The following is an 18504-nucleotide window of genomic DNA, read 5'->3' on the forward strand; positions in this document are numbered from 1 at the left end:
GGGGAACATAGCGCTCAACAGCTACGGGCGCAAAAAAGGGCGCAATGTGCGCCCTTAGTTGATCACAACCGGTTGAAAGTCGCAGGCCGCTTAGGCGGCGGCGAATTCTTCTTCCGAGTTGTCTGGCAGATGCTTGATCGCCTCTTTACCGTGCCCTTGCACTTTGGTTTTGTACTTCATCACTTGCCTGTCCAGCTTGTCGATCAGGATATCGATGGCGGCATACAGGTCGTGCGCCAGACTTTCCACATAGACAGTTTTGCCACTCAGACGCAAATTGACTTCGGCCTTTTGACGTTTTTCTTTCTCTTTGAGGTTATCCACGGTCAGAATCACGGCGATATCGATGACTTGATCGAAATGCCGTTTCACGCGTTCCAGCTTCGTTTGTACGTATTCACGGATGGCTGGTGTGACTTCGAGATGATGTCCGCTGATGGTGAGATTCATACACACTCCTAAAGATGATCGGGTTCGTGCGGTCCATCGTATCCGGCCCGCAGAGGAACCGAAAAAAACTTACAAACACTTACGCAGGCTCACTGGCGGAATTTTCAACGCTTCCCGGTATTTGGCAACAGTACGTCGCGCAATCACCATGCCTTGTTCCCCCAGCATGTCCGCAATCTTACTGTCGGATAAAGGATTTTTAGGGTCTTCTGCTCCTGTCAGTTGCACGATCAATGCCCGTATCGCCGTCGATGACGCTTCGCCCCCCGCTTCGGTGGCGACGTGGCTACCAAAGAAATATTTCAACTCGAACATGCCGTGCGGGGTCAGCATGTACTTTTGAGTTGTTACGCGCGAGATAGTACTCTCGTGTAAACCCAGTGTATCAGCTATTTCACGGAGCACAAGGGGGCGCATGGCAACGGCCCCATGCGAGAAAAAGTTCTTTTGTCTTTCTACTATCGCTTGCGCTACACGCAGGATGGTGTCGAAGCGCTGGCGCATATTCTTGATCAGCCACTTGGCTTCCTGCAACTGTGCGCCCATGGCACCCTCGCCCTTGCCCTGCTTGAGCAAGTTGGCGTACATGGCGTTAACGCGCAGGCGAGGCATGACGTCGTTGTTCAGAGTGACTTGCCAGCCATTGCGCGCGCGCTTGACGACGACGTCGGGCACCACGTAATCGGACACGTCCGAGGCGAACACGGCACCCGGATGCGGGTTGCACTGGCGAATCACCGTCTGCGCTTCGCGCAAGTCTTCATCATCGCAATCGAGGGCTTTTTTCAGCTTGTTAAAATCGCGCTGGGCAAACCAGGCCAGGTGTTTTTCCACAATGACGAGGGCCATGCGCCGCGTCACCATGGCGATGTGCGGCAAGCGCTTGATTTGCAGCGCCAGGCATTCGGACGCGTTGCGCGCGCCCACGCCGGGCGGATCGAAACTTTGCAACAGGGACAAGGCCGTACGCATCTCGTCAGCGTCGATTTCCAGCTCTTCCGGCAAACGCGCCAGGATGTCGTCGAGCGACTCTTCCAGGTAGCCATTGTCGTCGAGCGCGTCGATGATCAGCTCGACGAGCGCGCGGTCGCGCAATTCGAGCACCGTTACGCGCATCTGCTCCATCAGGTGTTCGCGCAAGGTGCAGTGGTGGGCTTCAAGTTGCGGACGGGAATCTTCGTCGTCGGGCGCCTTGCCCCTGCTCGCCTCGCTCCAGTCGCTGTCGCCGCCCTCCGCTGCGGCAGGGCTGTCGCCAGCCTCGCCATCAAAGGTTTCCGCTTCGGCCGGCGCGGCGGGTGCCTCCTGGCCTGGCGGCTGGGGCGGTGCTTCGGCCGGCGCGGCCGTGGAACTCAATGCGCCGTCGGACAGCAGGCGCAACGAACGGTCGAGCGGATCGTCGAGGCGTTCGAGCAAGGGATTGTCCGTCAGCAACTGCTCCAGCTCCTGGTGCAATTCCAGTGTAGACAATTGCAACAGGCGTATCGATTGCTGCAACTGCGGCGTCAGTGCCAGGTGCTGCGAAGTGCGCAGCTGCAATGATTGTTTCATTGGCTCACATACGGAAGTGTTCGCCCAGATAGACCCGGCGTACCGACTCGTTCGCGATGATGTCGTCGGGGCGTCCCGACGCCAGCACCGAGCCCTGGTTGATGATGTAGGCACGGTCGCAGATACCCAGCGTCTCGCGCACATTATGATCGGTGATCAGGACGCCGATATTGCGCTCCTTCAAGAAGCGCACGATACGCTGGATCTCGATCACGGCGATGGGGTCGACACCGGCGAACGGCTCGTCGAGCAGGACGAAACGGGGGTCGGTGGCCAGCGCGCGGGCGATTTCCACGCGGCGGCGCTCGCCGCCAGACAGGGACAGCGCCTGATTCTCGCGCAATTTTTCAATCTGCAAGTCGGCCAGCAATTTATCCAGGCGCTCCTCGATCTCGGCCTTCTTCAAGGGACGGCCTTCGACGGTCTGGATTTCCAGCACGGCACGGATATTGTCTTCCACCGTCAGCTTGCGGAACACGGACGCTTCCTGCGGCAGATACGACAGGCCCATCTGCGCGCGGCGGTGGATCGGCAGGCGGGAAATATCCACGCCGCTGATATCGATGCTGCCGCCGTCCGACGGCACCAGGCCGACGATCATATAGAACGAGGTGGTCTTGCCGGCGCCGTTCGGCCCCAATAGCCCGACCACTTCTCCGCATTCGACTTGCAGCGAGACATCATGCACGACTTGCCGCTTGCCATAGGTTTTTTGCAGCCCGCGAACGATCAGGGTGCTGCCGCAACGAGTATTGTCCATTATTTATTTCCTGACGCAGGCGTGGCCGGCGCTTTCTCCGCCGCCGGTGCCTTGGGCTTCGGCTGGATCACCATGCGCACGCTGCCGCCATCGGGGGTGCTGGTGCCGCTATCGGAATTTTCCATCGCAAATTCCTCCTTGCGGCTGTCATACGAGATGAAGGCGCCGTTGGCCACGTCGGTCGGCTTCGTGCCTTCCAGGCGCGTCAGCTTGGCCTTGGAAAACAGTTTCACCACTTCCGTCTTGTTGTTGTATTCCACGCGCTCCGCCTCGCCCTCCACCCACAGGTCGCCTGCGCCATCGCGCTTCTGGCGGAAGGTGGCCAGCTTGCCAGGATCGGCCCAGAAAGTGATGAACTGGTAGCCTTGCGGGTCTTCCGTGATCAGGGCCCGGCCCGCCTTCATGGTCAGAGTCCCTTTCACCAGCACCACATCGCCCGTCAAGGTACGCACCTGCTTGACGTCATCGACGTGGCCGCTACGAGCCGTGATGATGGCCTCCTTCTCGGAATCGGCTTTCTCGGCATGTGCCGCGCCCACGATGCCCAGCGAGCAAATGGTCGAGAATAGAGTCAATAGCAAGATGTTCTTCATAGTATGGTTTCCTTGTTTCATTCTGTCATTTTGCCGCCGCGGCCGGGCGCGGTTTCGGCGGGAGGACCATGCGCAGCGCATTCTGCACTTCCACCACGCCGGTGGCGTTATTGGCCTTCATGCCCACGCCATTGATGCGCGAGGCGCCCGTCAGGATATCGACAGGCACGTTCGTTTCCATTCTTTCCTCATCCGGGAACACCGTCAGCGCTTCCGTCTTGACCGTCAGGTTCTGTGACTTCGGACTGGCCACGCGGTCGATCACGACATTGCGGTGCAGTTGCAGCCGGGTATTGTCCTGGTCGATATGCGCCAGTTCCGCATTCATGTTCATCGGCGGCATGCCTGGCGACAGTTTGCGCACGAAAGGCTGGTCGATATCGGATGAATCGTCCAGCGGATAATGGGTGAGCTTGGTGCCCGACACGATATAGCTGGGCTTACCCGTCAAGTCCATGCGCACCAGGCTGAAATTGGTGATGAAATAGTCTGGCTCATCCTGATGCTTGCTGGCCGTGATGTCCAGGCCATTCTTGTTCATCACTTCCAGCAGCCAAAAGCTGCCCAGCGCAAAGACGACTGCCCCCAGCACGGTAAAAATCATGCGCCAGCGATGGGCGCCTCCTGGCTTACGCATAGGATTTCACTCTTTCAAATATCACTGGCGGCGAGGCGGTACGCCTCATTCCAGGAACGGCGCCATGACGCGCGCATAGTTGTTCTGGGCGCGCAGCACGAATTCACAGATCTCGCGCACCGCGCCGCGGCCGCCGCCGGCTTGCGTCACATGGTGCGCCAGGCCCAGCGCTTCCGGACGCCCGCCTGGCACGCTGACGGCAAAGCCAACGCGGCGCAGGATGGGCGCATCGATGACATCGTCGCCGATATAGCCGCATTGTTCTTCCGTCAAGCCCGTCAGCGCCAGCAATTCGCGAAACGGTGTCAGCTTGTCATGACCGCCCTGGTGCACATGGGTAATGCCCAGGTCTTGCGCGCGGCGCGCCGTGATGGCCGAGCGGCGCGCACTGATGATGGCCGTCTGCACGCCCGATTCCTGCAGCAGCTTGATGCCCAGGCCATCATACACATTAAACGTTTTCATCATCTCGCCATCCGGGCCGAAATGCAGGCTGCCGTCGGTGAGCACGCCATCGACGTCAAAAATCATCAGTTTGACCTTGGCCGCCCGCGCCAGGTTGTCCGCAACGCTGTCCATCAGATCACCTTCGCTTGCGTCAGATCATGGATATGCAGGGCGCCCACCAGTTTGCCGTCGGCATCGACGACCAGCATCTGGTTGATGCGGAACTGCTCCATCACGGCCACGGCGTCCACTGCCAGGCGTTCGGGCGCGATGCTGCGCGGCTGCGCATGCATGACGTCGCGGATCGCCACTTGCGTGAAATCCTGCACGCGCTCGAACATGCGGCGCAAGTCGCCATCGGTGAACACGCCCACGGGGCGGTCATCCGCATCGACGACGGCCGTCATGCCCATGCCCTTCTTCGTCATTTCTTCCAGCGCCTGGAGCAAGGAAGCGTCCACGGCCACCTTGGGCACCCGTTCACCGCTGCGCATGACGTCATGCACATGCGTGAGCAGGCGACGGCCCAGGGCGCCGCCCGGGTGCGAGCGGGCAAAATCTTCTTCCTTGAAGCCGCGCAAGTCCAGCAAGGCCACGGCGATCGCATCGCCCAGGGCCAGGGTCACAGTGGTGCTGGCCGTCGGCGCCAGGTTCAGCGGACAGGCTTCTTTCTCAACAGAAATATCCAGGTGCACGTCGGCCAGCTGAGCCAGGCTGGAGTTCGGTTTACCCGTCATGGAAATGAGCACGCCGCCCATGCGCTTGACGACGGGCATGATGGCCATCAATTCCGACGATTCTCCGGAGTACGATATGGCAATAAAAGCATCTTCCGAAGTGACCATGCCCAAGTCGCCATGGGCCGCTTCGGCCGGATGCACGAACAGGGCCGGCGTACCGGTGGAAGCGAGCGTGGCGGCAATCTTGCGTGCGATATGGCCGGACTTGCCGATGCCGGAGACGACGACACGCCCCTTGCATTGCAGCAACATCGCCACGGCGCGGCCCACGCTGTCGTCCGTGGCCAGGCGCGCCTGCAGCGCAACGATGGCGTCGGACTCGATCTGCAAGGTGGTGCGGGCCAGCGCGACGGCGCGCTCGGTCGTCGCTTGCATGTCAATTCGATCAAAAGCTTTCAGCATTGTTTTTTCATGGGTTACACTCATGCCCAAAGTATAAACGAATTAGGAAAGCAAAAAACTTGCCAGTCACAACAAACAACGATTTCCATTGACCGCACCGGGCAACCCATGTTTTCCTCGCTTGAACTGACCCTGATGTTACTCGGCAGCGCCGTGCTGGGCGTGGTCGCTTTCAGAATGTTGCATTTGCCGCCAATGCTGGGCTACCTGGCTGTCGGCATCGTCATCGGCCCCCACGCGCTGGGGCTGGCGGCGGAAAACGAGGCCAGCCACACCCTGGCCGAATTCGGCGTCGTCTTCCTGATGTTTTCCATCGGACTCGAATTCTCGCTTCCCAAATTTCTCGCCATGCGGCGCATCGTCTTTGGCCTTGGCATGGCGCAGGTGGTCACCACCATCATCGCCACCGTCGTCTTCGGCTGGTTCGTCGGACGCTACCTGTCCGCCTACATCCACCTGAGCTGGCAAGCCGCCTTCGCCCTGGGCGGCGCGCTGGCCATGTCGTCAACGGCCATCGTCTCCAAAATGCTCACGGAACGGCTGGAGCTGGAAAGCGAACACGGCCGCAAGATCATCGGCATCCTGCTGTTCCAGGACCTGGCCGTGGTGCCCCTGCTGATCCTGATCCCCGCCCTCACCCGCGATTCCGACAATCTGGCCGAAACCCTGGCCTGGGCCGGCGGCAAGGCCCTGCTTGTCCTCATTTTGCTCCTGTTCATCGGCCAGAAGCTGGTGCGGGGCTGGCTGACTATCGTCGCCAAGCGCCGCTCGCAGGAGTTGTTCATGCTCAACCTGCTGCTGATCACGCTGGGCGCGGCCTGGATCACGGAACGGGCCGGGTTGTCGCTGGCCCTGGGGGCGTTTGTTGCCGGCATGCTCATTTCCGAAACGGAATTCAAGCATCAGGTGGAAGAAGATATCAAACCCTTCCGCGACGTGCTGCTGGGCCTGTTCTTCATCACCGTCGGCATGCTGCTCAATATCCGCGTGGTGCTCGACAACTGGTGGCTGGTCTTGCTGCTGCTGTGCGGCCCCGTGCTGCTGAAATTCGCCCTGATCGCGGGCCTGGCCCGGCTGTTTGGTTCCAGCAACGGCGTGGCCCTGCGCACGGGGTTGGGACTGGCGCAGGCGGGCGAGTTCGGCTTCGTGCTGCTGAACCTGGCTGGCGGCATCAAGTTGATGGACCCGTTCGTCGTGCAGGTGGTGCTGGCCTCGATGGTGCTGTCGATGCTGGTGGCGCCCTTCCTCATCGCCAAGTCCGATGCCATCGTCATGAAACTGGCCGCCAACGACTGGATGATGCAATCGCTGGCCCTCACGAAGATCGCCACGCGCACCATGGCGTCGCAGAAACACGTGCTGATCGCCGGCTTCGGGCGCAGCGGGCAAAGCCTGGCCACCCTGCTGGCAGAGGAAAAAATCGAATACCACGCGCTGGACCTGGACCCGGAACGGGTGCAGGAAGCGCAACTGGCCGGTGCCAACGTCTCGTATGGCGACGCGGGCCGGCGCGAAAGCCTGGTGGCGGCCGGCATCTACCGGGCCAGCACCGTCGTGATTACCTACGCCAACACCCCCTCGGCACTGAAGTTGTTGCATTTACTCAAAGAAATGGCGCCAACGTTGCCCGTCATCGTGCGCAGCCACGACGACACCGACCTCGACCAGCTGAAAAGCGCGGGCGCGGCCGAAGTGGTGCCGGAATTGATGGAAGGCAGCCTGATGCTCGCTTCGCACGCGCTGATCATGATGGGCGTGCCCCTGCGCCGCGTGGTGCACCGGGTGCAGGCGGCACGCGAGGAGCGCTACGCCTCCTTGCGCGGCTATTTCCACGGTTCCAGCGACGCGGGCGACGATGCCGAACTGGAACGCCTGCATACGGTCACCGTCAACGAGGGCGCGCAGTGCGTGGGCTTGCCTTTAAGCATGATCGACATAGCCGGCTGCGGTGCATTTGTGACGGCCATCCGCCGCGGCCGCGACCGTCTCGATGTCACGCCCGAAACGCAACTGGCCAGCGGCGACGTGGTGGTGCTGCGCGGCACAGCCGACGCCGTGGCCAAAGCCGAAACATTGCTACTGAAATAATCAGGCGATCCTGGTCAGCCGACCTCTGGCTGCCAGTTGACGACCATGTTGCGTCCACCCGCCTTGGCCTGGTACAGGGCCTGGTCGGCGTGCGCCACCAGTTGCTGCGCCACCGTTTCGATCGGCAACAGGGCCGCACCCGCCTCAAGGCTGGCCACGCCGATCGATACGCTGACCCACGCTTGCGCGCTGCCCGGCAAGTCAAACATGGTGCCGGCGATGCTGGCGCGGATGCGTTCGGCAACAAACGTCGCGCTGTCGAGGTCGGCGTCAATCAGCAGGACGACGAATTCCTCGCCGCCGAAGCGTCCCAGCGCATCGGAGCGGCGCAACTCCGTGCGGATGCGCGTGGCCACTTCGCGCAGCACTTCATCGCCGCCCTGGTGGCCATAGGTATCATTGACCAGCTTGAAATGGTCGATGTCGATATACATGCATGAAATACAATAATTCTGGCGCCGCGCGCGGGCGATTTCTTCCAGCAGCCGGCGGTCGATATAGCGGCGGTTGTAGACGCCCGTCAGGGAATCGGTCAAGCCGATGTATTTCAGCATTTCATTGCTGATCACGTTTTCCAGGCAAATAGCGATGATGGAGGCCATGTGCTTGATGAAATCCGTGCCCAGCGAGGGCGTAAAGCGCGTCACGTCGACGCTGGCCAGGTTCAGGCTGCCGATCAGGCGCTTGTTGCGCAGCAAGGGCACCAGCGCCACGCTGCGCAGGGGAGCGTCGATCTGCGGAAAGCGCGGGCCATGCACGCGTGCATCGAACTGTCCCAGCAGCGGCGACGCCGGCAAGGGCGCTTCTCCCTCGGCCAAGGGCTTTGGTGCAGCAAAACCCAGCTCCGCCACGGCATGCACGAACAGCAACTGCGGAAAGGCGCTGAAATCGACGCCCAGCTTTTCCATCACCAGCACGATATCGTCATCCTCGTCGAGCAGGCTCAGGGTGACGCCGTCGAGGTCGGAAATCACGGGCAAGGTGCGAAAGATGGTGCCAATCAATTCGGGAAACGTGGACGCGCTGACGATTTCCAGGTCAAACGCCTGGTGGCGACACATGATGTCGTGGTTGCGCTCGACCTGCTCCAGCAGGAAAGCCATGCGCGCGCGCAAGGCCTGGTTTTCGGCTTCGAGGCTGGCAATGCGCGGGTCCGGCGGTATTGCTTGATTCATAGAAACCTTAAACCCTTCTGTACGGGCGCCATGCTTAAAATGCCAGTTCGAAACCGATGTCCTGCCCTACCACGATACGCTCGTCGCCGCCGCCGGTGACGATGGCGTTCATGCCAAAGCAGATGGCGCCATCGAGCTCGGGCTTGGCGCGATAGCCATGCATGACGTCGAGCGGGTCCGGTCCGGGCACGCCCGTGGCCTGGTCCACCGACGGAATCGGACAGCGCGAGCATGGTTTGACAGGCTTGAGCACAGTGGCGCCAAATTGCAGGAACGCGGCGTAGTCTTCCTCGAAGGCGCCGATATCGCCGATGACCAGGTTGGGACGGAAACGATTCATCGGCAGCGCCTCGCGGCCGGCGGCGCGCAGCTTGTCGTTCACATCGGCGAGCGAGGCACTGCCCGCGATCAGTACCGGATAGCCATCGGCAAACATGGTCGAGGCGGCCACGCCGTCCGTCCAGGCGGTGCTGGTGGCGCGTACCACGTCCGGGTGAAAGCGCGCCAGGCGGCACGGCACGCCGATGGCGTTGGAAAACCAGGTAGCCGTGACGTCATCGCAATCGTAGGCGCGCACGGTATCGTCCCACACCTGCACTTCCAGCATGGGAGCCAGTTCCGGGTGCGGCAAGCCCAGCTCGATTTCCAGGCACAGCATGCCCGGCGCGCGCAATTCCAGCGTGGTGGCCTTGATGGACGGCACGATCAGTGCCATGCGCGGATGTTCGCGCTGGGTCAGGAAGCGACCCTGCGGATCCACCACCATCCATTCGCGGTCGAAGACGTGCTCGCTCATCAGCCCGGAATGCGTGAGCACGGCCTCCTGCAAGTGGATGCCGGCGCACGATTTGATGGGATACAGGATGATGTCGGACAGGATAGCCATGGACAGGGGACAAGGAACAGTGTTGCTGCTTCTTCCAGAAAGTTATTCAGAAACGAAGTATGGCAGCAAAGCGGGCAAGCGTAAATCGGCCAGGCTCAGCCAATGAGGCTGGCCTGGCGCGACAAGGATCAATACGTGTAGAAAATGCGCTGGATTTCTTGCGTGCTATTCGTTTTGGTCAAGGCCAGCATCAGCAGGATGCGGGCTTTTTGTGGGTTCAGGGTATCCGACACGACACTGTCGAGTTCATCGTCATTGGCTTCGCCATTGCGTGCCACGATGCCCTGGCCGACACGGCTCGAACGCACGATCAGCACGCCCTTCTGGCGCGCCTCTACCAGGGCCGGCTTCATTTGCGCGGCCACGCTGCCATCGCCCACGCCCGCATGGATGATGCCCTTGGCGCCGGCGGCAATGAAGGCGTCCATGCCGACACGGTTCATGTTGGCGTAGCCGTAGACAATGTCCACTTGCGGCAGGGCATCGAGCTTGCTGATGTCAAATTCCGATTCCAGCGTGTGCTTGCGCGTCGACTGGCGGTAGAAAAAGGCCTTGCTGCCCTGGATGTAGCCGAGCATGCCCAGTTCCGGCGACTTGAAGGTGTCGGTCGTCGAGGTGTTCGTTTTGGTGACTTCGCGCGCGGCGTTGATCTGGTCATTCAATGCCACCAGCACGCCCTTGCCCACGGCTTCCTTGCTGCCGGCCAGCATCACGGCGTTGTACAGGTTGATGGGGCCGTCAGCCGAGATGGCGGTCGACGGACGCATGGCGCCCACCACCACCACCGGTTTATGGCTTTTCACGGTCAGGTTCAGGAAATAGGCCGTTTCTTCGATGGTGTCGGTGCCGTGCGTGACGACCACGCCATCGACATCGTTCGAGGCCAGCAGCACGTTGATGCGCTTGGCAAGGGTCAGCCAGTGTTCATTGCCCATGCTTTCGCTGGCGATCTGGAACACTTGCTCGCCTTTCACATTCGCCACTTTTTTCAGTTCCGGCACGGCCGCGATCAGGCGCTCGACGCCCACGGTGGCCGAGGTGTAGCCCACGGTGGTGGTGCTGTCGGCGCCGCTGCCGGCGATGGTGCCGCCCGTGGCCAGGATCACCACATTCGGCAATTTGACGGCCGCTTGCTGAGCGCGCGCCGGGGAAGCGGCGATAAAGCCCATCAGCAAGGTGGCCAGCATCAGCTGTGCACAAGAATGGAATTTGCGTGAAAACATGGTGCTCCCGTGAGGTGTACTGTCAAAAATAACAAAGTCGTGTGCAAATTATATGTCATCCATGCCCGGGGAAATATCCAATTCATGCGTAGCGCGCAAACGTGCGCGCTACGCATGCGCTACAGTAGCGCCATGTCCACATTGCCCCCCCTCCGCTCTTGCCTCATCCTGCCGCTAGTCTTAATGGCGCTCAACGCCTGCTCCACGCAGATCGAACTGCGCACGGCGGCGCAGCAGGAACAGTTCGCGCGGGAAGCGGCCAGCCAGGGCGACTGGACGCAAGCCATGCGCAGCTACGAGGCAGCCGTCGAAAATGTAGAACTGGGCCGTGGCGACCTCGCTTGGCAGGAGCGGCTGCATCACCAGGCGGGACGCGCCGCCAGCGCGGCCTGCCGCTACGACGCGGCCGAATTTCATTTCCGCGAAGCCATTGCGCTGGCAAAGCGCAGCAAACAATCGAGCGCCCTCAGCTACAGGGCGCTAATCGACCAGTATGAACGCCAGGGCAAGAGGGCGGAAGCGGAAGCCGTGCGCGATGAACTGGGCTGGAACGGGAGGGGGCTGATGGCCTTCGTTGCTGAGTTCGAATCGCTGCCGGTGGGCAAGCCTTGCGGAGTTCCTCGATGAACCTCGCACCCACCTTGCTGGCCGCCTCCGCCGTCTTCGCCGCCATGGCACCGGCGCGCGCCATCGAACCACCGCTGCCATTATGGGAAGCGGGCGTGTTTGGCGGCACAGCCGTCACGCCCGCCTATCCCGGCGCCAGCGAACGCTCGACGCGCAGCCTGGCCCTGCCCTATCTGATTTACCGTGGCAAAGTATTACGCGCCGACCGCTCCGGCGTGGGCGCGCGCCTGCTCGACACGGAGCGATTCGATGTCGATATCGGCTTTGCCCTGTCCTTGCCTGCCAGGTCCAGCGACGTGCCGGCCCGGCGCGGCATGCCGGATCTGGGCACCCTGGTGGAATTTGGCCCGCGCCTGAAAATCAAGCTGGCCGAGCCGACGCAACACAGCCGTCTGGGCCTGGAGCTGCCCTTGCGCGCCGTCATCGAAGCGCGCGGCGGCCTGCACCGCCAGGGCGCCACGTTCGAGCCACGCCTCGTGTATGCGCTGCAAGGCGAACAGCAGGCGTGGCATGTCGATGCCAGCCTGGGCGCCGTGCTGGGCAATGCCGCCATCAACGATTACTTTTATGGCGTCAGCCCCGCGTTTGCCACCGGTCAGCGCCCATCATATGCGGCGAAGAGCGGACTGATGCTCACACGCCTGGGCCTGGGCGGTTCGTACCGGCTGCAGCGGGACTGGCGGGCCTTTGCATTTTTGCGCTACGACAACTACGCAGGCGCCGCCAACCGCGCCAGCCCCCTGCTGCGCCAGAACAGCGGCACCTCGGCCGGCATCGGTCTGATGTGGACATGGCAACGTTCGGATAGCCTGGCGCGCGGCCGCGAGGACTAGAGAACCGTCCAATTGCAGCCATGCTGGTTATCCGGGCAATAAAAAACCCTGCAAATCAATGATTTGCAGGGTTGTCTGTCGCCCCATCCGGGGCCGGGCAGGAAGTTAGACGTTGAACAGGAAGTTCAGCACGTCGCCATCCTTGACCACGTATTCCTTGCCCTCGGCGCGCATCTTGCCCGCTTCCTTGGCACCGGCTTCGCCTTTGTAGGCAATGAAGTCGTCATAGGCGATGGTTTGCGCGCGGATGAAGCCGCGTTCGAAGTCGGTATGGATCACGCCGGCCGCTTGCGGTGCCGTGTCGCCCACATGGATGGTCCAGGCGCGCACTTCCTTCACGCCCGCCGTGAAGTAGGTTTGCAGGCCCAGCAGCTTGTAGGCGCCGCGGATCAGGCGATCCAGGCCTGGCTCTTCCATGCCCATGTCGGCCAGGAAAGCGCCCTTGTCGGCATCGTCCAGGTCGGCGATTTCCGCTTCCAGCGCCGCGCAGATGGCGACGATAGGGGCATTTTGCGATTGCGCGTAGGCCGTCAGCTGGTCCAGCAGCGGGTTGTTGGTAAAGCCCGTGTCCGACACATTGGCCACGAACATGGCTGGCTTGGCCGTGATCAGGCACAAAGGCTTGATCAGTTCCATTTCGTCGGCGTCCAGGCCCATGGCGCGCACCGGCTTGGCGTCGTTCAGGTAAGGCATCATGCGTTCCATGATGGCCAGCAGCTTGGCCGCGTCCTTGTCGCCCGAGCGGGCTTTCTTGTTTTCGCGGTGGATGGCTTTTTCCACGGTGCCCATGTCGGCCAGCGCCAGTTCGGTCTGGATGACTTCGATATCGTCGAGCGGGTTGATCTTGCCGGCCACGTGGATGACGTTGTCATCTTCGAAGCAACGCACGACGTTGACGATGGCGTCCGTTTCGCGGATGTGGGACAGGAACTGGTTGCCCAGGCCCTCGCCTTTCGATGCACCAGCCACCAGACCGGCGATGTCGACGAATTCCACGATGGCATTGACCATGCGTTCCGGCTTGACGATGGCGGCCAGCGCATCCATGCGCGGATCCGGCACTTCAACGACGCCGACGTTCGGCTCGATGGTGCAGAACGGATAGTTTTCAGCCGGGATGCCGGCTTTCGTCAGTGCATTGAACAGGGTGGACTTGCCGACGTTCGGCAAGCCGACGATACCGCATTGGAGACTCATGGAAAACCTTTAAATAATCAATATTGCCGGCAAGCGGCTGGTGCAAAACGGCCGTTGCGGGCGTTTTCTGGATAATCTTGCTGTATTAATGCTCTAAGGGTCAATTGTACCTCTATGCACCCTACTCTTCAAAAAAACCGCCCCCTCTGCTGTTAGGGCGCATCGTCCGCGTCGTCCGGCTGCGACGCATCGAATTCCAGGATGTCACCAGGCTGGCACTCGAGCATCTCGCAAATTTTCGACAGCGTATCGAAACGCACACCGCGCACCTTGCCCGATTTTAAGAGGGACAAGTTCTGCTCCGTGATGCCGATGAAGGCCGCCAGCTCCTTCGATTTCACTTTTTTCCTGGCCAGTACCAGGTCGAGGCGCACGACGATGCCCATCAGATGAACCCGCTGTTTTCATCGGCCAGGCGCTGGCCTTCATGGAGGATTTGCGCCAGCGCAAGGAAAACCGTGCACAGCAGCAAGGTCCACAAGTCGCCGCCCGTGATGTCGATGACCAGGCGCAACTGGCTCGTTCCCTCTTCCAGCAAACCAAACAGCATGCCGCGCACGGTCGGCTCCAGCAACGTCAACACCGTTCCCAGCAGCAAGCCGCCGGCAAAACGGCGAAAGCGCTGCGCCACCTGCGGCGTAAAAAACACGCCCTGCTCGAACTGGCGCAAGACCAGGGCCAACTGGCGCACGGCATCGCCCAGCACCAGCAAGGCTGGCAAGGCCAGCGCCAGGCCCAGACCCCGCTGCCACAAGGGCATGGCCGCCAGGCGTGCGAATGGCTGGCTCTGCAACTGCAGCAGCAATTCATACATGCCGGCGCTGCCCAGGCTGCCGCGCGCTGCCGGCGCAGGCGCCAGCCAGCCCAGCACCGTCAGCAGCAGGTACAGCACAAAGAACGCCGAGACGCCGTAGCGCACGCGCCGGCTCAGTGCCGCCGGTCCCGTTGGATTTTTTTTCATATTCAAAAGTATACGGATGCGTAAAGTGTTGCTAGAATAAATTATCGTAAAACAATAATTAAATCATGTTTTGCGACCATTTTAACATGTTACCCCACCCTTATCGACTGGAGACACCATGAAAACCCTGCTTGCCTCACTCGTTTGCAGCACCGCCTTTTTGCTCAGCGGCGCCGCCCGCGCCCATGACTTGCATGCCATGCTGCAGCAGGCGCTGGCAGACAAGAGCGTGCCGGCCATGGCCATACTCGTGATCCGCGACGGCAAGATCGAGGCACAGACACAAGCGGGCGTGCGGGCCAATGACGGGCATGACGCCGTGCGCGCTGATGACGTGTGGAATATCGGTTCCAACGGCAAGGCCATGACAGTGACCCTGATCGCGCGTCTGGTGGAACGGGGCGTGCTGTCGTGGGATGCGCCACTGTCAAGCATGCTGCCCGCGCTGGCAGGCGGCATGCGCGCCGAGTACCGCGACGTCAACCTGATGGATCTGCTGTCGCACCGCGCCGGCCTGCCGCCGAATCCGGACGAAGCATGGATCAATTCCACCTACACGGATACGCGGCCATTGCCGCTGCTGCGCCTGGAATACGCGCAGCGCGCGCTGGCCGACGCGCCGGTGGCCACGCCGCGCGGTGAATCGCATTACTCGAACAGCGGCGCCATGATCGCCGCCGCCATCGCCGAGCGCGCCACGGGCAAGACATATGAAGAATTGATGCAGGCCGAAGTGTTCGGCCCGCTGGGCATGCGGGCCGCCTTCGGCCCCACCGTGCGGGGGCAAAATCTGGGGCACAAGGAAAACAAGCCGATTGCCGGCTTGATGGCCAGCAATCCGCTGATGATGGCACCCGATGGAGAAATTCACCTGAGCATGCGAGACTGGGCCAAGTTTGCGCTCGATCAACTGCACGGCGAGCAAGGCAAGGGCAAGCTGCTGAAGCAGGAAACGTATATGTTGCTGCACACGGCGCAGGGCGACACGAATGCGGCATTGGGCTGGGGCGTGATGCACTTTCCGCCCCAGGCGCCGCAGCGCGTGCTCACCCACCTGGGTTCTAACGGCTACTGGCACGCGCTGATCGCGCTGGCGCCCGGCAGCGGCGACGGCTTGCTGATCGCCGCCAACGCGGGCGAAGGCAGCAGCGCCCAGACCAGCCAGCAGCAGATGGCGAAAACAATCATGGCCAGCTTCGGCAAGGCCACCAAATAATTATGCCGTATGCAGCTTCATGGTCGCTGCCTCGAACTTACCTTCGACGATCTGCGGCATCACCTGCAAGGATTTGTCGATGGCTTGCTCGATCAGCTCCTGGTCTTCGCGGCGCGGACGGTGCAGCACGAAATCGGCTACTTGCTGCTGCAGGCTCAGGGTGCGCGGGTGGCCGATGCCCAGGCGCAAGCGCCAGTAATCCTGCGTGCCCAGCGCGGCCGTGATGTCTTTCAAGCCATTGTGGCCGCCGGCCGAGCCGCCTTTCTTCAGGCGCGCAATGCCGGGCATCAGATCGAGCTCGTCGTGCACCACCAGCACTTCATCGGCGGCGATCTTGAAGAAGCGCGCCAGCGCGCCCACGGACTGGCCCGAGCGGTTCATGAAGGTCAGCGGTTCGAGCAGCCAGACTTCGTTGCCGCCGATGGAAGTCTTGGCCAGCATGGCGTTATAGCGCGAATCGCGCTGCAAGTGCGTGCCGGGCAAGCTGTTGGCAAGATTGTCCAGCAGCCAGAAACCGGCATTGTGACGGGTTTGTTCGTATTCGGGTCCCGGGTTGCCGAGGCCGACGATCAGGCGTATGGGCATGGCTGTGTCTGCAATGAAAAAGGAAACATTATCGGTGAAAACAGGCAGAAAAAAACCCGCGCGGCGAACCTGGCGGGTTTTTCCTTGCAACTACCGCATTACTGCGGCGGCAAAATTACTTCTTGTCGGCGTCAACAGCAGCGGCTGCTTCAGCTTCAGCAGCAACGTGGCCAGCCGGTACCGAAGCGGTAGCGATGGTCAGGTTGGCGCCGTGGGTGACAGCGGTCACGCCAGCTGGCAGGACCAGGTCGCCGATGTGCAACGAGTGACCGACGTCGATGTTCGACAGGTCAACGTTGATGAATTCTGGCAGTTGGCCTGGCAGGCACGAAACTTCGATTTCGTTGGCAACGTGGCTGATGGTCGCGCCATGCAGTTTGACTGCTGGGGAAACGTCAGCGTTGATGAAGTGCAGAGCAACTTTCACGTGGATAGCTTGCTTAGCGTCAACGCGCTGGAAGTCAGCGTGCAGAACCAGTTGTTTGTATGCGTGGACTTGGAAGTCGCGCAACAGAACTTGCTGGGAAACACCGTCGATTTCCAGATCCAGGATCGACGAGTGGAACACTTCTTTTTTCAACGCGTGGTACAGGGCGTTGTGATCCAGCGAGATCAGCACCGGGGCTTCAGCGCCACCGTAGACGATACCAGGGGTTTGGCCGGAAATGCGCAGGCGGCGGCTCGCTCCGGAACCTTGCAATTCGCGTTTAAATGCGATAACTTTCATGTGATACTCCAAGAAGAACAAGGCAGATGCCTTGTGTTATGAAGATTCCCGCGACCAGGAATCCTCGGAAATGGGCGCATACGCGCCCCGAAAACTAAAACACTGCGGCGCAACAGGCAAAAAGCCGGTCGCGCCGCAGGCATTACGTCTGTTTCTACTTACCGAATTAGTCGATAAAGAGGGAAATAACCGAATCACCCTTGATGATGCGCTTGAACGTCTCGGCCAGCAGCGGCGCGCACGTCAATTGACGGATCTTGCCGCAGGCCAGGGCCGCTTCGGACAGGGGGATCGTGTCAGTCACGACCAGCTCATCGAGTGGCGAAGCCGAGATACGGTCGATCGCCGGGCCGGACAGCACCGCGTGCGTGCAATACGCCACGACTTTTTTCGCGCCGCGCTCTTTAAGCACTTCGGCAGCCTTGGTCAGGGTGCCTGCCGTGTCGACCATGTCATCCATGATCACGCAGTTGCGGCCTTCGACTTCACCGATGATGTTCATCACTTCGGACACGTTCGCCTTTGGGCGGCGTTTGTCGATGATGGCCAGGTCGCAGCCCAGGCGTTTTGCCAGGGCGCGCGCACGTACCACACCACCGACGTCCGGCGACACGACCAGCAGATCCTGGTAGTTTTTCTTTTGCAGGTCACCCAGCAAAATTGGCGAAGCGTAGATATTGTCGACTGGGATATCGAAGAAACCTTGAATTTGGTCAGCGTGCAAGTCCATGATCAGGACGCGCTCGACACCGGCTTCTTCCAGCATGTTCGCCACCACCTTGGCCGAAATCGCCACACGCGCGGAGCGTGGACGACGGTCTTGGCGGGCGTAGCCGAAGTAAGGAATCGCGGCAGTGATGCGGCCAGCGGAAGCACGTTTCAAGGCATCAACCATCAGCATGATTTCCATCAGACTGTCGTTGGTTGGAGCACAGGTGGATTGCAAAACAAAAACATCCTTGCCGCGCACGTTTTCGTTAATCTCGACCATTACTTCGCCGTCGGAGAATTTCGAAACGTTTGCTTTACCGAGAGGGATGCCGAGGTTTTTTGCGACCCCCTCTGCCAACGCTGGATTCGCGTTGCCGGTAAAAACCATCAGGTTTTCGTAAGCCATGGGAGTCCCAAGAGGTGATATAGAAGTCTTGAAAAGCACTAACCGGGCATGGGCCCGGTCAGTCATTGTTTAGAATATGCCGCGTGGCGACATATCTGCTTTTTCCCGCACTGGACGCTAACTTCGCATCGACAGACTACGGTGAAATGGTGGCAGGGGAAGAAGGATTCGAACCTTCGCATGCTGGAATCAAAATCCAGTGCCTTAACCAGCTTGGCGATTCCCCTACGTTACTGACTGCTTGCCGTCATGTTGGCCAGTATTATACCGACTATTTGACGCTAAGCAAAAT

At 60.7% G+C, this 18504-nt stretch carries 20 protein-coding genes and 1 tRNA gene; 4 read left to right on the forward strand and 17 right to left on the reverse strand.

Translation table 11 applies throughout. From position 1 onward, the window contains the following. Positions 1-90 precede the first annotated feature (90 nt). The 7 genes from raiA to C8C89_RS02240 all read right to left on the reverse strand — a co-directional run bounded on the left by raiA (position 91) and on the right by C8C89_RS02240 (position 5577). On the reverse strand, positions 91-450 hold the full coding sequence (gene raiA, locus C8C89_RS02210) for a ribosome-associated translation inhibitor RaiA (protein ID WP_101483627.1): 360 nt from the start codon (positions 448-450) through the stop codon (positions 91-93). A gap of 69 nt (positions 451-519) precedes the next feature. Then, positions 520-1998: an RNA polymerase factor sigma-54 gene (locus C8C89_RS02215; RefSeq protein ID WP_101483626.1), complete on the reverse strand. Its 1479-nt coding sequence runs from the start codon at positions 1996-1998 to the stop codon at positions 520-522. Between the two features lie 4 nt (positions 1999-2002). Beyond that, on the reverse strand, positions 2003-2758 hold the full coding sequence (gene lptB / locus C8C89_RS02220) for an LPS export ABC transporter ATP-binding protein (RefSeq protein ID WP_099760888.1): 756 nt from the start codon (positions 2756-2758) through the stop codon (positions 2003-2005). After that, positions 2758-3351, reverse strand: coding sequence for a lipopolysaccharide transport periplasmic protein LptA (gene lptA, locus C8C89_RS02225; RefSeq protein ID WP_133988798.1), 594 nt, complete (start codon positions 3349-3351; stop codon positions 2758-2760). Before lptA ends, lptB begins: the two co-directional genes overlap by 1 nt. Before the next feature lie 25 nt (positions 3352-3376). After that, complete coding sequence (gene lptC, locus C8C89_RS02230; RefSeq protein ID WP_243857874.1) at positions 3377-3988, reverse strand: LPS export ABC transporter periplasmic protein LptC; 612 nt, start codon at positions 3986-3988, stop codon at positions 3377-3379. Between the two features lie 45 nt (positions 3989-4033). Beyond that, complete coding sequence (locus C8C89_RS02235) at positions 4034-4567, reverse strand: HAD hydrolase family protein (protein WP_133988799.1); 534 nt, start codon at positions 4565-4567, stop codon at positions 4034-4036. Next, positions 4567-5577, reverse strand: a complete 1011-nt coding sequence (locus C8C89_RS02240; protein ID WP_133988800.1) for a KpsF/GutQ family sugar-phosphate isomerase — start codon at positions 5575-5577, stop codon at positions 4567-4569. The genes C8C89_RS02235 and C8C89_RS02240 overlap by 1 nt, the downstream gene beginning before the upstream one ends. A 108-nt stretch (positions 5578-5685) precedes the next feature. Here C8C89_RS02240 and C8C89_RS02245 point away from each other — a divergent pair, with 108 nt between their 5' ends. Then, positions 5686-7665 carry a monovalent cation:proton antiporter family protein gene (locus C8C89_RS02245; RefSeq protein WP_101483621.1) on the forward strand — a complete coding sequence of 660 codons (1980 nt, stop codon included), beginning with the start codon at positions 5686-5688 and terminating at the stop codon, positions 7663-7665. A gap of 14 nt (positions 7666-7679) precedes the next feature. Here C8C89_RS02245 and C8C89_RS02250 read toward each other — a convergent pair whose 3' ends face one another. The 3 genes from C8C89_RS02250 to C8C89_RS02260 form a co-directional block, all read right to left on the reverse strand. Further along, a complete protein-coding gene (locus C8C89_RS02250) occupies positions 7680-8840 on the reverse strand; it encodes a DUF484 family protein (protein ID WP_101483620.1) in 1161 nt (386 codons plus the stop codon). 34 nt (positions 8841-8874) lie between these two features. Next, positions 8875-9726 carry an MOSC N-terminal beta barrel domain-containing protein gene (locus tag C8C89_RS02255; RefSeq protein ID WP_101483619.1) on the reverse strand — a complete coding sequence of 284 codons (852 nt, stop codon included), beginning with the start codon at positions 9724-9726 and terminating at the stop codon, positions 8875-8877. Positions 9727-9854: 128 nt separating this feature from the next. Beyond that, positions 9855-10895, reverse strand: coding sequence for a type II asparaginase (locus C8C89_RS02260; RefSeq protein WP_243858232.1), 1041 nt, complete (start codon positions 10893-10895; stop codon positions 9855-9857). A gap of 237 nt (positions 10896-11132) precedes the next feature. Between C8C89_RS02260 and C8C89_RS02265 the strand changes: the two genes are divergently transcribed. Together C8C89_RS02265 and C8C89_RS02270 are read left to right on the forward strand one after the other, a co-directional pair. Then, the gene (locus C8C89_RS02265; RefSeq protein WP_101483617.1) at positions 11133-11576 is read left to right on the forward strand and encodes a hypothetical protein; all 444 of its coding nucleotides are present in this window, start codon (positions 11133-11135) and stop codon (positions 11574-11576) included. Beyond that, the gene (locus tag C8C89_RS02270) at positions 11573-12409 is read left to right on the forward strand and encodes a MipA/OmpV family protein (protein ID WP_133988801.1); all 837 of its coding nucleotides are present in this window, start codon (positions 11573-11575) and stop codon (positions 12407-12409) included. Before C8C89_RS02265 ends, C8C89_RS02270 begins: the two co-directional genes overlap by 4 nt. Positions 12410-12514: 105 nt before the next feature. Here the strand turns inward: C8C89_RS02270 and ychF are convergent, their stop codons facing one another. From ychF to C8C89_RS02285, 3 genes are all read right to left on the reverse strand, one after another. Continuing rightward, positions 12515-13606 (reverse strand): redox-regulated ATPase YchF, encoded by a 1092-nt coding sequence (ychF, locus tag C8C89_RS02275; protein ID WP_034778348.1) that lies wholly within the window; start codon positions 13604-13606, stop codon positions 12515-12517. Positions 13607-13758: 152 nt separating this feature from the next. After that, the gene (locus C8C89_RS02280) at positions 13759-13992 is read right to left on the reverse strand and encodes a helix-turn-helix transcriptional regulator (RefSeq protein WP_101483615.1); all 234 of its coding nucleotides are present in this window, start codon (positions 13990-13992) and stop codon (positions 13759-13761) included. Next, positions 13992-14567 carry a hypothetical protein gene (locus C8C89_RS02285; RefSeq protein ID WP_101483614.1) on the reverse strand — a complete coding sequence of 192 codons (576 nt, stop codon included), beginning with the start codon at positions 14565-14567 and terminating at the stop codon, positions 13992-13994. Before C8C89_RS02285 ends, C8C89_RS02280 begins: the two co-directional genes overlap by 1 nt. Before the next feature lie 118 nt (positions 14568-14685). Between C8C89_RS02285 and C8C89_RS02290 the strand changes: the two genes are divergently transcribed. After that, positions 14686-15783, forward strand: coding sequence for a serine hydrolase domain-containing protein (locus C8C89_RS02290; RefSeq protein WP_101483613.1), 1098 nt, complete (start codon positions 14686-14688; stop codon positions 15781-15783). Here C8C89_RS02290 and pth read toward each other — a convergent pair whose 3' ends face one another. The 4 genes from pth to C8C89_RS02310 form a co-directional block, all read right to left on the reverse strand. Then, a complete protein-coding gene (gene pth / locus C8C89_RS02295) occupies positions 15784-16368 on the reverse strand; it encodes an aminoacyl-tRNA hydrolase (protein WP_133988802.1) in 585 nt (194 codons plus the stop codon). It abuts the gene before it with no gap. A gap of 115 nt (positions 16369-16483) precedes the next feature. After that, positions 16484-17095, reverse strand: a complete 612-nt coding sequence (locus C8C89_RS02300; RefSeq protein ID WP_101483612.1) for a 50S ribosomal protein L25/general stress protein Ctc — start codon at positions 17093-17095, stop codon at positions 16484-16486. Positions 17096-17261: 166 nt separating this feature from the next. Continuing rightward, the gene (locus tag C8C89_RS02305) at positions 17262-18212 is read right to left on the reverse strand and encodes a ribose-phosphate pyrophosphokinase (RefSeq protein WP_034753270.1); all 951 of its coding nucleotides are present in this window, start codon (positions 18210-18212) and stop codon (positions 17262-17264) included. A gap of 150 nt (positions 18213-18362) precedes the next feature. Beyond that, positions 18363-18439, reverse strand: a tRNA-Gln gene (locus C8C89_RS02310). Positions 18440-18504: the final 65 nt, after the last annotated feature.

The organism is Janthinobacterium sp. 75 (assembly GCF_004365495.1).
GTDB lineage: Bacteria > Pseudomonadota > Gammaproteobacteria > Burkholderiales > Burkholderiaceae_D > Janthinobacterium.